The 13,527-nt window shown below is 39.1% G+C and carries 12 protein-coding genes; 10 read left to right on the top strand and 2 right to left on the bottom strand.

Going from position 1 to position 13,527, the window contains the following annotated elements; genetic code table 11:
* The first annotated feature begins 41 nt into the window (after positions 1 to 41).
* The 3 genes from dnaK (at position 42) to H4J38_RS00620 (ending at position 4,258) form a co-directional block, all read left to right on the top strand.
* Positions 42 to 1,964, top strand: coding sequence for a molecular chaperone DnaK (gene dnaK / locus H4J38_RS00630; RefSeq protein ID WP_182128486.1), 1,923 nt, complete (start codon positions 42 to 44; stop codon positions 1,962 to 1,964).
* A 316-nt stretch (positions 1,965 to 2,280) separates the two neighbouring features.
* Complete coding sequence (dnaJ, locus tag H4J38_RS00625; RefSeq protein ID WP_182128484.1) at positions 2,281 to 3,423, top strand: molecular chaperone DnaJ; 1,143 nt, start codon at positions 2,281 to 2,283, stop codon at positions 3,421 to 3,423.
* A gap of 163 nt (positions 3,424 to 3,586) precedes the next feature.
* A complete protein-coding gene (locus H4J38_RS00620; protein WP_182128482.1) occupies positions 3,587 to 4,258 on the top strand; it encodes a hypothetical protein in 672 nt (223 codons plus the stop codon).
* Between the two features lie 69 nt (positions 4,259 to 4,327).
* Here the strand turns inward: H4J38_RS00620 and H4J38_RS00615 are convergent, their stop codons facing one another.
* Complete coding sequence (locus H4J38_RS00615) at positions 4,328 to 4,798, bottom strand: Lrp/AsnC family transcriptional regulator (protein ID WP_182128480.1); 471 nt, start codon at positions 4,796 to 4,798, stop codon at positions 4,328 to 4,330.
* A 254-nt stretch (positions 4,799 to 5,052) separates the two neighbouring features.
* Here H4J38_RS00615 and nhaA point away from each other — a divergent pair, with 254 nt between their 5' ends.
* The 5 genes from nhaA (at position 5,053) to H4J38_RS00590 (ending at position 9,497) form a co-directional block, all read left to right on the top strand.
* Positions 5,053 to 6,249 (top strand): Na+/H+ antiporter NhaA, encoded by a 1,197-nt coding sequence (gene nhaA / locus H4J38_RS00610; protein WP_182128478.1) that lies wholly within the window; start codon positions 5,053 to 5,055, stop codon positions 6,247 to 6,249.
* Between the two features lie 45 nt (positions 6,250 to 6,294).
* Positions 6,295 to 7,164 carry a prohibitin family protein gene (locus H4J38_RS00605; RefSeq protein WP_182128476.1) on the top strand — a complete coding sequence of 290 codons (870 nt, stop codon included), beginning with the start codon at positions 6,295 to 6,297 and terminating at the stop codon, positions 7,162 to 7,164.
* A gap of 164 nt (positions 7,165 to 7,328) precedes the next feature.
* Positions 7,329 to 7,910: an elongation factor P hydroxylase gene (locus tag H4J38_RS00600; protein WP_404842573.1), complete on the top strand. Its 582-nt coding sequence runs from the start codon at positions 7,329 to 7,331 to the stop codon at positions 7,908 to 7,910.
* Between the two features lie 93 nt (positions 7,911 to 8,003).
* Entirely contained in the window at positions 8,004 to 9,137 is a 1,134-nt protein-coding gene (locus tag H4J38_RS00595; protein WP_182128474.1) for an ATP-NAD kinase family protein, read from the top strand.
* An 87-nt stretch (positions 9,138 to 9,224) separates the two neighbouring features.
* Positions 9,225 to 9,497, top strand: a complete 273-nt coding sequence (locus H4J38_RS00590; protein WP_259365354.1) for a YfcL family protein — start codon at positions 9,225 to 9,227, stop codon at positions 9,495 to 9,497.
* Between the two features lie 119 nt (positions 9,498 to 9,616).
* On the opposite strand, the gene mnmC is transcribed toward H4J38_RS00590, so the two are convergent.
* Positions 9,617 to 11,632, bottom strand: coding sequence for a bifunctional tRNA (5-methylaminomethyl-2-thiouridine)(34)-methyltransferase MnmD/FAD-dependent 5-carboxymethylaminomethyl-2-thiouridine(34) oxidoreductase MnmC (gene mnmC / locus H4J38_RS00585; protein ID WP_310733416.1), 2,016 nt, complete (start codon positions 11,630 to 11,632; stop codon positions 9,617 to 9,619).
* 171 nt (positions 11,633 to 11,803) lie between these two features.
* Here mnmC and fabB point away from each other — a divergent pair, with 171 nt between their 5' ends.
* Positions 11,804 to 13,015 carry a beta-ketoacyl-ACP synthase I gene (gene fabB / locus H4J38_RS00580; protein ID WP_182128470.1) on the top strand — a complete coding sequence of 404 codons (1,212 nt, stop codon included), beginning with the start codon at positions 11,804 to 11,806 and terminating at the stop codon, positions 13,013 to 13,015.
* A 152-nt stretch (positions 13,016 to 13,167) separates the two neighbouring features.
* Positions 13,168 to 13,518, top strand: a complete 351-nt coding sequence (locus tag H4J38_RS00575; RefSeq protein ID WP_182128468.1) for a 5-carboxymethyl-2-hydroxymuconate Delta-isomerase — start codon at positions 13,168 to 13,170, stop codon at positions 13,516 to 13,518.
* Positions 13,519 to 13,527: the final 9 nt, after the last annotated feature.

Raw genomic sequence — 13,527 nt, 5'->3', positions numbered from 1 at the left:
AATCTTTATTTTTACTAAATATGTATTCGGAGATCCTCAAGATGGGCAAAATTATTGGTATTGATCTAGGGACAACAAACTCTTGTGTTGCTGTTCTAGATGGTGGTAAAGCACGTGTAATTGAAAATGCAGAAGGCGATCGTACAACTCCTTCAATCATTGCTTACACAGAAGAAGGCGAGACCTTAGTTGGACAACCTGCTAAACGTCAGTCTGTAACTAACCCTAAAAATACATTGTTCGCTATTAAGCGTTTAATTGGTCGTCGTTTTGAAGATGAAGAAGTTCAACGCGATATTAAAATTATGCCATTTGGCATTGTTAAAGCTGACAACGGTGATGCGTGGGTTACGGCGCGTGGTAAAAATATCGCACCACCACAAGTTTCTGCTGAAGTTTTAGCAAAAATGAAAAAAACAGCCGAAGATTACTTAGGCGAAAAAGTAACTGAAGCGGTAATTACTGTTCCTGCTTACTTTAACGATGCACAACGCCAAGCAACTAAAGATGCGGGTCGTATTGCTGGTCTTGATGTTAAACGTATCATCAACGAGCCAACTGCTGCTGCACTTGCTTACGGTATGGACAAGCAAGAAGGCGACAAAGTTGTTGCGGTATACGATTTAGGTGGTGGTACATTTGATATTTCTATCATCGAAATTGATGAAGTTGAAGGCGAGCACACGTTTGAAGTACTTGCGACAAACGGCGATACTCACTTAGGTGGTGAAGATTTTGATAACCGTTTAATCAACTATCTAGTAGCTGAATTCAAGAAAGATCAAGGCATGGACTTAACGCAAGATCCATTAGCCATGCAACGTTTGAAAGAAGCAGCTGAAAAAGCGAAATGTGAACTTTCTTCAGCACAACAAACAGACGTTAACTTGCCGTACATTACTGCTGATGGTTCAGGCCCTAAGCACATGAACATCAAAGTAACGCGTGCAAAATTAGAATCTTTAGTTGAAGACATGGTTAAAGCTACTTTAGGTCCGCTTAAACAAGCGCTTAAAGATGCTGACCTTTCAATTAGCGACATTAACGACGTAATCATGGTTGGTGGTCAAACACGTATGCCAATGGTTCAAAAAATTGTTACTGAATTTTTTGGTAAAGAACCACGTAAAGATGTTAACCCTGATGAAGCTGTAGCTGCAGGTGCTGCGATTCAAGCGGGTGTACTTTCTGGTGATGTAACTGACGTACTATTATTAGACGTTACACCGTTATCATTAGGTATTGAAACTATGGGCGGCGTGATGACGAAAGTTATCGATAAAAACACCACTATCCCAACTAAACAGTCTCAAACATTCTCAACAGCTGATGATAACCAAGCGGCCGTAACGGTACATGTTGTGCAAGGTGAGCGTAAGCAAGCTTCTGCAAACAAATCTCTTGGTCAGTTTAACCTTGAAGGTATTGCCCCAGCACAACGTGGTACGCCACAAATCGAAGTAACTTTTGATTTAGATGCTGATGGTATTTTACATGTAACGGCTAAAGATAAGAACACGGGTAAAGAGCAAAAAATTACCATTAAAGCCTCTTCTGGTTTATCAGATGAAGAAGTAGAGCAAATGGTACGTGACGCTGAAGCAAATGCTGACGAAGATGCGAAATTTGAAGAGCTTGTACAAGCTCGCAACCAAGCTGATGGCATGGTTCACGCAACACGTAAGCAAATTGAAGAAGCTGGCGACGATTTACCAAGCGAAGACAAAGAGAAAATTGAAGCTGCATTAGCTGAACTTGAAGTTGCACTTAAAGGCGAAAGCAAAGAAGAAATCGATGCTAAGTCTCAAGCGGTTATCGAAGCTTCAGCTAAGTTAATGGAAATTGCACAAGCCAAAGCGCAAGCACAAAGTGGCGCACCTGAAGGAGAAGCTCCTGAAGCTGATTCATCAGGCGGTGATGATGTAGTTGACGCTGAGTTTGAAGAGGTTAAAGACGACAAATAATTAGTTGTTAGGTTGTACTGTAACGCTCAATAGCCGTGTTGGACATGCTCACATACACTTGTATGCTCCGCTTGTCCGCCTTGCTCTAGAACGATACAGTGACAACAAAAAACAATTAAACTTTGTGGTTTAGTTAACATAAATTAAAGCGTCGATAATTATCGGCGCTTTACTATGTAAAGCAGCAACGAAAACTTAATTATTACATGATGGTAATTTGCTTAGATTTTTAAGGTGTAAATTGAACTCATACCACGTCTAAGAAAGAAGTTAAACAAATTAGTATCCATAAATTTGAAGTAAAGAAATAAAACCTATGTCAAAACGCGATTATTATGAAGTGCTAGGTGTATCAAAAGATGCAGCTGAGCGCGATATCAAAAAAGCTTACAAACGTTTAGCAATGAAATATCACCCAGATAGAACTCAAGGTGATAAATCTAAAGAAGAACAGTTTAAAGAAGTTAAAGAAGCTTATGAAATATTAAACAATGATCAAAAACGCGCGGCGTATGATCAATACGGCCATGCGGCGTTTGAACAAGGTGGTCATGGCGGAGGCGGTGGCTTTGGCGGTGGACAAGACTTCGGCGATGCCTTCGGTGATATTTTTGGCGACATTTTTGGTGGCGGTGGTCGCGGACGTGGTGGTCAATCGCGTCAACGTCGTGGTTCAGATTTACGCTATAACCTTGACCTGAGTCTTGAAGAAGCGGTTAAAGGTAAAACCTTAGAAATTAAAGTACCAACTTTTGTTAGTTGTGATCCTTGTGATGGAAGTGGTGCTAAAAAAGGCACCAGCGCTAAAACGTGTTCAACGTGTCACGGACATGGCCAAGTACAAATGCGTCAAGGCTTGTTCGCTGTGCAGCAAACGTGTCCAACGTGTTCTGGTCAAGGTAAGGTTATTAGCGACCCTTGTACTTCATGTCGCGGTAAAGGGCGTGTAGAGAAAAATAAAACACTTTCAGTCAAAATTCCACCGGGTGTTGATACGGGCGATAGAATTCGTTTGTCAGGTGAAGGTGAAGCCGGTGAGCATGGAGCACCAGCTGGTGATTTATATGTTCAGGCTAATGTTCGTGACCATAAAATATTTGTTCGTGATGAAAATCACTTGTTTTGTGAAGTCCCAATCAGCTTCACAACGGCTGCTTTAGGTGGCGACATTGAAGTACCTACACTTGAAGGCAAGGTTAAACTGAAAATACCGAAAGAAACTCAAACAGGCAAAATGTTCCGTTTACGTGGTAAGGGTGTTAAGTCAGTACGTAGTCATTCAGTTGGCGACTTAATGTGTAAGGTTGTGATCGAAACGCCGGTAAGTTTATCGGGTGATCAAGCTGACTTGTTACGCCAGTTAGAAGAAAAAATGGGTAAAAGTACCAGCAAGCATAGTCCAAAAGAAACTGGTTTCTTTGACGGCGTGAAAAAATTCTTCGATGATCTTAAAAGCTAAAATTATTCAAGCATAAAACCGACACTAAAATCCCGCACTATGTTGCGGGATTTTTATGTTCAGAATGAACGGTATGTCACTCTTTTATTTAATCCATTTGATTTTGATTATTCTGATATAGTTAACTTGCCTTGATAAATTATCGTGAAGAGAGTGACATTGCATGAGAGCTTTATTTGTTTACCTGCTAATTACCTTAGTTAGTTTTAATAGTTTTTCTGAGTCTGCCCCTGAGGAATTACCACCACTTGATCCTGCTTATGTCGGTGAGCACGGAATGGTATTACTGAATAAATCTTCTGCTGTTTTTGCTTATCATTTACCAGGTTATCAAAAACCTCACGATGTTCAATTATTGTATAGACTCGAGGTTAAAAATGTCGCATTTTTACATTTAGTTCGTGATAATGAAATGGTGACAATTAAGCCTAAGCCTTTTAATTTACAGCGTTTAATGCGAGGTGAGAAAGTCGCAATTGAAGCTGATGTTTTTTTGGGGCATTTTGAGCGCGATGGCATGTTGGTTTACGAGAATATGACAATAAACTTTGCAGAACAATTGTATTTGCGCAAGCTTGATGATGTTCAACCATCAAGCAATCAACAGGAATATGATGTTGTGTCTTATCGCAACACTAATAAAATTTATATTCATCGTATACAACAACCGCCAAGTTATGATCACGTAATTCATATCGACGTAAATGCCGGTTGTTTGACAAAATTCAATACCTCATCACCCGTGCCTAAGCGCAGTGAGTTGCAGTATAAATTTTTTAATTGCGGCACAATGAAACCGTTATATTACGAAACTCAAGATTTTGAAATAAAGTAGTGTTGTTGAATGGTTAATGAAGTAAAAGGAGCTGAAAGTCAGCTCCTTTTTTAGTTTTACATACTAGAGCTACTCATCTTCAAAAATGGGTAATACGCCGCTGCGGCTATGTTCAAAAATAAGTGAAGTTTCAACCGTGGTGACTTCTTCACGAGAAGTAATAGCATTGAAGACGAATTGACGTAGGTGTTCACTATCTTTTACCGACATATGAATAAAGTAATCATAACTACCACCCATATGATATAAGCTGACAATTTCAGGCAGCTTAAGTAGATCATCTCTTAGCTTATTTACAATTAACTCTGAATACGGCTGTAATTTAATTGCTGCTATTGCCTCAATGTTGCCACCAATACTTTTGAAGTTAATATCTATAAAAGCATTATTTATTACTCCATTGTTTTTCATGCGTTTAACGCGTTCTAAACAGGTTGAAGGCGCTATGCCTATCTGCAATGCTAACTCTTTGTTAGTGATATCAGCATCTTTATAGAGCAAGGTGAGAATACGTAAATCTATATCATCAAGTTTTTTCATTAGTACTTTAGCCTTTGAGAAACATTAACTTAGTTTTCTTTTTAACTGCCAAATTTTACACTTATTAAATCCAACATTACCAGTAAAAACACAATAAATATGAATTATTTTCGGTATATGAATATCTTTCCGAATTTTTATCAATATAGTGTTATTTTATAAATTAAAGCTTTTACTTCTTAATACTTACATAAATTTGTAAAAGCTCTTGATGTGACATATTATGTCGTATCGTGAGTTAATATTGAGAACTAATGATTATTAAAAGTGTTAATGATTTTTTAAAACTGGAAGCTGCAAGTGGCATTATTTTAATGTTCGCTGCGGTGGCTGCGATGATTATTGCCAATTCGCCGTTTATGATTTACTACGACATGTTGTTGAATGTTCCTGTTCAAATATCTGTGGGTGCTTTCGAAATAGCTAAGCCGTTATTATTGTGGATAAATGACGGCCTAATGGCCTTGTTCTTCTTTTTAGTTGGTTTAGAGTTAAAACGAGAGTTTTTAGAGGGTGACTTATCTCAACCGGGACAAGTTACATTACCAGCCATTGGCGCTGTGGGTGGCATGTTGGTGCCGGCTTTATGCTATGTTGCCTTTAATTATAATGACCCCGATGCCATTAATGGTTGGGCGATTCCAACCGCAACCGATATTGCTTTCGCGCTAGGAATATTGTCTATCATTGGTAGCAAAGTGCCGTTGCAGTTGAAGGTATTTTTAACCTCCTTAGCTATATTTGACGACTTAGGGGCAATCATTGTTATTGCGTTATTTTATACCGACCAACTTTCGTTATTATCCTTAGTTTTCGCCGCAAGTATTTTAGCTATTTTATTTACCATGAATAGAAAAGGCGTAACCAATACCGCACCTTATATTTTCTTAGGCATCGTGCTTTGGATAGCCGTACTTAAGTCTGGCGTTCATGCTACATTAGCTGGCGTTGTATTAGCGTTCTTTATTCCAATCAAAGGAAAAGAGGGCGAGGCTTCACCGTTAAAGTCTTTAGAGCATAATTTACATTCGTTAGTTGCCTTTATTATTTTACCTGTATTTGCTTTTGCTAATGCCGGTATCAGCTTTACTGGTATTGGCATTGAACAAGTAATGGCACCGGTTCCACTTGGCATTATTGTTGGTTTAGTTGTTGGTAAACAACTTGGGGTGTTTGGGTTTTGTTTTATTGCTATAAAGTTAGGTTGGGCGCAGTTGCCGACTAACGTAAATTGGCGTTTACTTTATGGCGCGGCAATATTATGTGGTGTTGGCTTCACCATGAGCTTATTTATAGGTTCTTTAGCTTTCGAACAAGGCAATGGCGCTAATCTTATTTTTCAAGATAGGTTAGGCATTGTTATAGGTTCATTAATTTCAGGCGTTTTTGGTTACTTCATTATTAAAGGTGGTGTAAATAGTATTGAAAAAAAAGATGGTATAGAAGAATAGATACCTTACAGATAATAAATACGATACAAATAATAAGGAATAATCATGAAAATAGACAAATTTAATATCCCAGTAAAGTCGATTGTTGTTGTTGCAGCTGTGGTAATTGCTGGCATTGGCTCTGTTTATACTGTCAACGAAGGCCATATCGGCATTGTAAAACGCTTTAGCGAAGCAAAAGAGCAGGTTAATCCAGGTTTACATTTTAAAGTACCCTTTATTGATAGCGTTGAAGAAATTGAAGTACGAACTCGTAAAAATGAAGAAAAAATGGCTTCAAGCACAAAAGAGCAAATGCCCGTAACCATCAGTGTCAGCGTAAACTGGACTGTAGATAAAACGGCGGCACTAGATTTATTTCGACAGTATGGTGGCTTGTCACAGTTTGAGAGTAGAATATTAGACCCGCGTTTTAGAGCAGCGACTAAAGACGTTATACCTCAGTATGACGCGGAAAAGCTAATTCAAGACAGAGCGAGCGCAATTCAAGCAATTGAAGCTAACTTTATTGAAGAAATGAAAGGCTTTCCCGTTACAGTTGATAATATACAGATTGAGAACATTAGTTTACCGGCAAAATATTTAACTTCCATTGAAACTAAGCAAACTGAGAAAAATCTTGCTGATGCGGAAAAGCATAGGTTAGCAAGACAAAACCTTGAAGCACAGCGTGATGTAAATACTGCGAAAGCCAAAGCGGATGGTATTAAATTAGTCGCGATTGCCGAAGCGGAGTCTATTCGAATCAAAGGTTTGGCTGAGGCTGAGGCGATTACAGCTAAAGCCAAAGCATTAGGCAATAACCCACTTATTGTTAAACTTACTGAAGCACAAAACTGGGATGGTAAATTACCTGCAACCGTTTTAGGTAGCAGTAATATGCCAATTCTAGATATGAGAACTACTAAAAATTAAGTGATCGGTGCTCACTGATTGCAAGATTTTTAGGCATAAATATTTTTTTAAAACGGCGATGTAATAATCGTCGTTTTTCGTTAGAATAGCGTTAATTTTAAAACGTCATAGCGGATAGAATACGCTAGGTGCTTTAGCAAACTTACCTAAAAAAGTTTATTTTCATGTCTATGCTTGAGTCCATTACATCTGCTAACGAAACTGCTGTTAATAATAGGTTTCATCACAACCGTGATTTGATCCAGTTATTCGATACAGCTTTTTACGCTTTGTATAATACCCGATTAGTTAAAGGCGACTATGAGCCTATATATTTGCCTAGCAACGAATTTTATGATTTTAATCAAATAGTATTTGCTCATGGTTATTTTGCTAGTGCGTTACATGAAATTTCTCATTGGTGCTTAGCAGGAGCTTCACGGCGACTAATAGAAGACTATGGTTATTGGTATATTCCCGATGGCAGAGATCACCAGCAACAAGCAAAATTTGAAAGTGTAGAAATAAAGCCACAAGCTATAGAGTGGGCATTTTGTGTTGCCACGGGAAAAGACTTTGATGTTTCTACCGATAATCTTTTGGGGGTAGGTGAAAGTGACCGAGCAGCGTTTAAAGCAAAGGTATACCAGCAAGTGCTATTTTATCTAGAACAGGGTTTTCCTAAAGATGCAGAAAAATTTATTGAAGTTTTAGCAAAGTATTATCAAACTCCTTGGCCTTTAGCCCCTGAATATTTTCAAATTTAGTGCAGTTAATGTGCTTTAAATTAGCACTCTTGGAATCGTACTTTTGAAATTAGTAACTTGAAATAAATATGCTGAAATTTATGAGATTAATGAATGAAACAATTTAAATTAGGCTTAGTCATTAATCCCATCGCAGGTATTGGTGGTAGCGTGGCATTAAAGGGTAGCGATGGTGTTGGCATTGCTGAACAAGCCATTGCACTCGGTGCTACGGCAAAGTCTAATGCGCGCACATCACTCGCGTTGGAAATATTGCTACCTTATAAAGAGAATATCGTTATTTATACCGCTTCTGGCGATATGGGCGAGCATACAGCGAAAGCATTAGGTTTTAGCACACAAGTAGTGCATCAACTTGAAAAAAAAATTACCACAGCGCTTGATACCGAGCAGACAGTACAGACTTTAATAAACTTGGATATTGATCTACTGCTATTTGCTGGCGGAGATGGCACTGCGCGTAATGTTTGTCATATTGTTGAAGATAGGTTTCCTGTATTAGGTATTCCTGCCGGTTGTAAAATTCATTCGGGCGTTTATGCTATTACGCCCAAAGCGGCTGGGCGAGTGGTTGAGTTGATGATAACTAATCAACTGGTCAGTTTAACTGATGCTGATGTCATGGATATTGATGAAAACTTATTTCGCCAAGGCATAGTTAAAGCTAAACGGTTTGGTGAAATGCAAGTGCCGTGTGAGTTACGTTATATTCAAGCGGTTAAATCGGGTGGTAAAGAGTCTGACGAATTAGTTTTACAAGACATTGCCGCCGACGTTATTTCAAAAATGGATGACGAACTTTTTATTATTGGTTCAGGCTCCACCACAGCTTTTGTTATGGAAGAGTTGGCGCTTGAAAATACCCTACTTGGCGTTGATGCGGTATATGAGCAAGCGTTAATTGCTAGTGATTTGACAGAGCCAAAACTATGGCAGTTAATTCAGCCTTATGCTGAAGGTAAAGTGAAACTTGTCATCACTTTAATTGGTGGACAAGGGCATATATTTGGTCGCGGCAATCAACAATTGAGCCCACGGGTCATTCGCGCTATAGGAAAAGAAAATATTCTTATTATAGCGACCAAAGCAAAACTGAATGCGCTGCAGGCACGACCATTAATTGCCGATACAGGCGATAGTGCACTCGACATGGAATTGTCAGGCTATTTAGCTGTTACTACCGGTTATAATGATCAAGTATTATACCCAGTTGCCAGTCCGCAATAGTTAGCATGAAAATCATGATAGAACTTTTTATAAATTATAGTAAACAGGCAATGTTGAACACTCGCCTAAATGAACTTGGAATTAAGTATGCAATTTGAAAACCTTACCGCGTTATATCACTTTTTAGATGAACAAGTAGAACAAGATGTTAGTGCCGACGAGCTGTTCGCAGGTAGTTATTTAAGAGGCTTCATTAGTTTGGCGGGTAGTGAATATGGCGATGAGTCACAACCATTAACGCAAGCGCTAGCAACAAATATTAGCGAGAAACTACAAGCTGCTCGTACTGAGCTTACCCCGCAAGATCGTCAAATTGTGCAAGATTATTGGCTACAACTACAAATAGCATTTACTGCATAAAATTGCTTTACACATTTTGAAAGCAGCCGTTCATTTTGAATTGGCTGCTTTTTTCATGTTAGAGCACTGCAAATAAACGATTACTTGTTTCAATTGTAATTAGATTTAAGCACACAAACTCAATCGAATTTACGACGAATAATATCTCGAATCACAAAGCGATTTGGCGCTAGGTTAAATAACTGCTCGTTATTTAAGGGATAGGGTGTACCACAAATATCTGCGGTTAATATATCGGCCAATAATGGCGCAGTACAAAGCCCACGCGCGCCCAATCCGGTCAACATATATAGATTTTCAATTACGGGTGCTGGTTCGTTGTAACGCCAACGTTTATCTTTGCTTAAATGAGGGTACTCTTGCTTATGGGCTTCAATATCAGGCATAGCACCTACCATGGGTAAGTGATCTGGCGTCATACAACGTAAGCGCGCTTTGCTACTAGCTATATCGGTGGTTTGCCATTGTGTTAAACCCGGCAAGCATTTATCTAGCATAGCAAGGTTAAATTGGTCTTCTTCGGTTTTGCTCTCGATATCGAAACTATGCTTTTGAAACGTTGCCCCGATGCAATGTAGATTTTTATTTGCCGGTGTTAAATAGCCTTTATGGCAAATAACGGTTGATAGTTTTGCCACTTGCTCATTACTCACCATATTACTGACTTGACCACGAACTGAGGTTAGCGGTAATTGCTCTATCAGATTCAGCGGTATGCCTTGGGCGCCACCACAATATATTAGAACATTAGCTTGGTAATTTTCTTTATCGCTGTGCAATAGCCATTTTCCGTCAGATTTTTGGCTTACGCTATCGATTTTACAGCCAGTTTCGATACGCAGGCGATTAGTTAATTCCGCTGCCTTAAAAATTTGTTTTACGAGTTGTGCAGGGGCTATCCAACCGGCTTTTGGGAAAAATAAGCCACCATGATTAAGTGCTATACCCGCTAATTCGCTAGCGGTTGCTTTATCAACACTTTGTATTAGGTTTTTCGGCCAAACATCAGAATTGGCAATATGTTGTTGGCGAAGCGCTAAAGCTGGCTTATATGATATCTCTAAAAGGCCGCACCAGTCGTGATCAAAATGAAAACCTTGCTCGTTAATACTTTTATAATAGCTTACGGCTTGCTCAAAAGCGTGTTGATAAAACAAGCTAATATCGTCAGCCTGTTGATGAATCAGTGGATACAGAGCGGCAATATTATTACTTGATGCGCCTTGAGCTACGCTAAAGTCTTGGCAATACACGGTAACTTTAACACCCACTTTTGTTAAGGCATAAGCAGCACAAGCTGAGGCGATGCCACCACCAATGATACTGACCTGTTGCGGTTTAGTGATAATAGGTCGTTGCTGATAAGCTTTTCCTGAATTAGGGTTTTGCTGAAATGCTGCGATTAGCATTTCATCTTTCTTGCCCTTAGTAGGGCGCTTTTCAACCCGAAAACCTGCTGAAATTAATTGACGTTTAACTTTACCTGAAACCGTGAATGTTGATAAAGTTGCTTGCTCTTTCGATAAACGTGTTATTTGTTGGAAAAGCCCTTCTTGCCACATCTCAGGGTTTTTAGCCGGTGAAAAACCATCCAAATACCAAGCGTCAACTATGGCTGAAACGCGAGAGTTTCTATCGCTCGCTAATTGCGCTAAGCCTAATGTAGCATCGTTGAAGATCAACTGAAGTGTGACTGCGCCATTAAGAAAACTCAGGGTGATATCTTGCTCAGGATGTTCAGGGTACTGGGCGATTAACTGCTGACTGTATTGATCAATATCCGGCAATATTTTCAACGATTGTGTTAGTTGCGCCTTTGATAATGGATATTTTTCGACACTGATAAAGTGTAAAGCGCTTACAACTGCTGGTTTTGTGTTTTGTAGGTTTTGGCTTCGTTGTAATTGGTCAAATGCCGCAAGCGTGAGTAAAAAATTTAATCCTGTGCCGAAGCCGGTTTCTGCGATTACAAACTTTTCAGGGTATTTGGCTAATCTTGCTTTAATATTATTGCCGTCAATAAATACGCACTCACTTTGGCTTGTGCCGTGGTTTGTATCAAAATAGATATCTTCAAATTGGCTTGAATAAGGTGAACCGTCACTTTGAAAGGTAATCTTTGTTTGATCAATCACTATATTAACGTCTTCCGTTGTAGGTAAAAAAAGGTTATTTTACATATTATTACAAAGGACTGTCATAAAAATGAAAAAATTCAGTGTACAAGTGTACGCTGGACAGACCAGTATAGGGGGCAAAAGTATGTATGATACGCCCAGATTTTTTAATTGAATATGGTTATTTATATGAAACGTGTAGTTATCACCGGATTAGGTATTGTATCAAGTATTGGTAATGATGCAGAAGAAGTATTAGCGTCATTAAAAGAAGGACGTTCAGGTATTACCCGTGCTGAAAGTTTTGCTGAAATGGGTTTACGCAGTCAAGTTTGGGGTAAACCTGAAATTGAAGTAAAAGACCATATTGACCGTAAAGCCTTACGTTTTATGGGCGAAGCTTCAGCTTTTGCTTATATAGCCATGGATCAAGCAATTAAAGATTCAAAATTAACCCCTGAGCAAGTTTCAAATTTCCGTACCGGTATTGTTGCCGGCTCTGGTGGTGCTTCTTCAGAAAACGTGGTTAATTCAGCAGATATTCTGCGCGAAAAAGGCGTTAAACGTGTTGGTCCTTACGCAGTACCAAAAACAATGTCGAGCACTATCTCAGCATGTTTAGCCACACCATTTAAAATTTTGGGTGTTAACTATTCAATTAGTTCTGCCTGTGCCACTAGTGCACATTGCATTGGCCACGCAGCTGAACTTATTCAACTAGGTAAGCAAGACGTAGTATTTGCGGGTGGCGGTGAAGAAGTTCATTGGTCGTTAGCCATGATGTTTGACGGCATGGGTGCATTATCTTCTAAATATAATGACACCCCTGAACAGGCTTCTCGCACTTATGATGCAGACCGTGACGGTTTCGTTATTTCAGGCGGTGGCGGTATGGTTGTTGTGGAAGAACTTGAACACGCTTTAGCGCGTGGTGCACATATTTACGCTGAGATTGTTGGCTACGGCGCAACGTCAGACGGTTACGATATGGTGGCTCCGAGTGGTGAAGGCGCTATACGTTGTATGCAACAAGCCATGGAGGGGGTTGACGCGAAAGTCGATTACCTAAATACTCACGGTACCTCTACGCCAGTTGGCGATGTTAAAGAGCTTGGTGCTATTCAAGCGGTATTTGGTGATAACTCTCCAGCAATTAGTGCGACAAAAGCAATGACCGGCCATGCATTGGGTGCCGCTGGTGTTCATGAAGCTATTTTCTCATTATTGATGATGGAACATAGTTTTGTTGCACCGTCTATTAATATTAATACCTTAGATGAAAAAGCAGAAGGCTTAGACATAGTTACCGAAAAACGTGATATGGAGCTTAACTTAGTCATGTCTAACAGCTTTGGTTTTGGTGGTACTAACGCAACACTTGTGATGCAAAAGTACAAATAATGTCTTGATATAGTGTTATTAATGGCTTTAATCGTCATTAATTTGGACTAAATTAAAAACCGTTAAAAATTTAACGGTTTTTTTGTGTCTTTTCCCTTATAAATTTAGCTACAATGAGCACCTTATTTGTTATTAATTATGACTGCCTAATCATGCCTCATTGTATTGTTGAGTATTCTACAAAAATTACCGAAAATTTACCGGTAGAACAGCTAATGCATGCTGTTTATAAAGGTGTAAACCAAAGCGAACTTTTTACTGCCGCAGATATTAAAGTGCGCGCATGCGCTTACGATGATTTTTATTTACCCGGCGCTGAGCAGGTGTTTGTGCACGTAAATTTAAAAATATTATCTGGGCGTGATTTATCTCAACGTAAAAACCTTACTGAGGGTGTCAGTAATCAACTCGAACGCTTGGGTATTGAAGGCTCGGTAATTACGGTTGAAGTAACAAAAATAGAAAAAGAAAGCTATGTTAAGAAAATAACCTTAACGACATAATGTAATATC

The organism is Colwellia sp. BRX10-3, assembly GCF_014077505.1.
Lineage (GTDB): Bacteria > Pseudomonadota > Gammaproteobacteria > Enterobacterales > Alteromonadaceae > Cognaticolwellia.
Note: the sequence above shows the minus strand (reverse complement) of the source record. Positions and strands in the feature narration are given on the sequence as shown.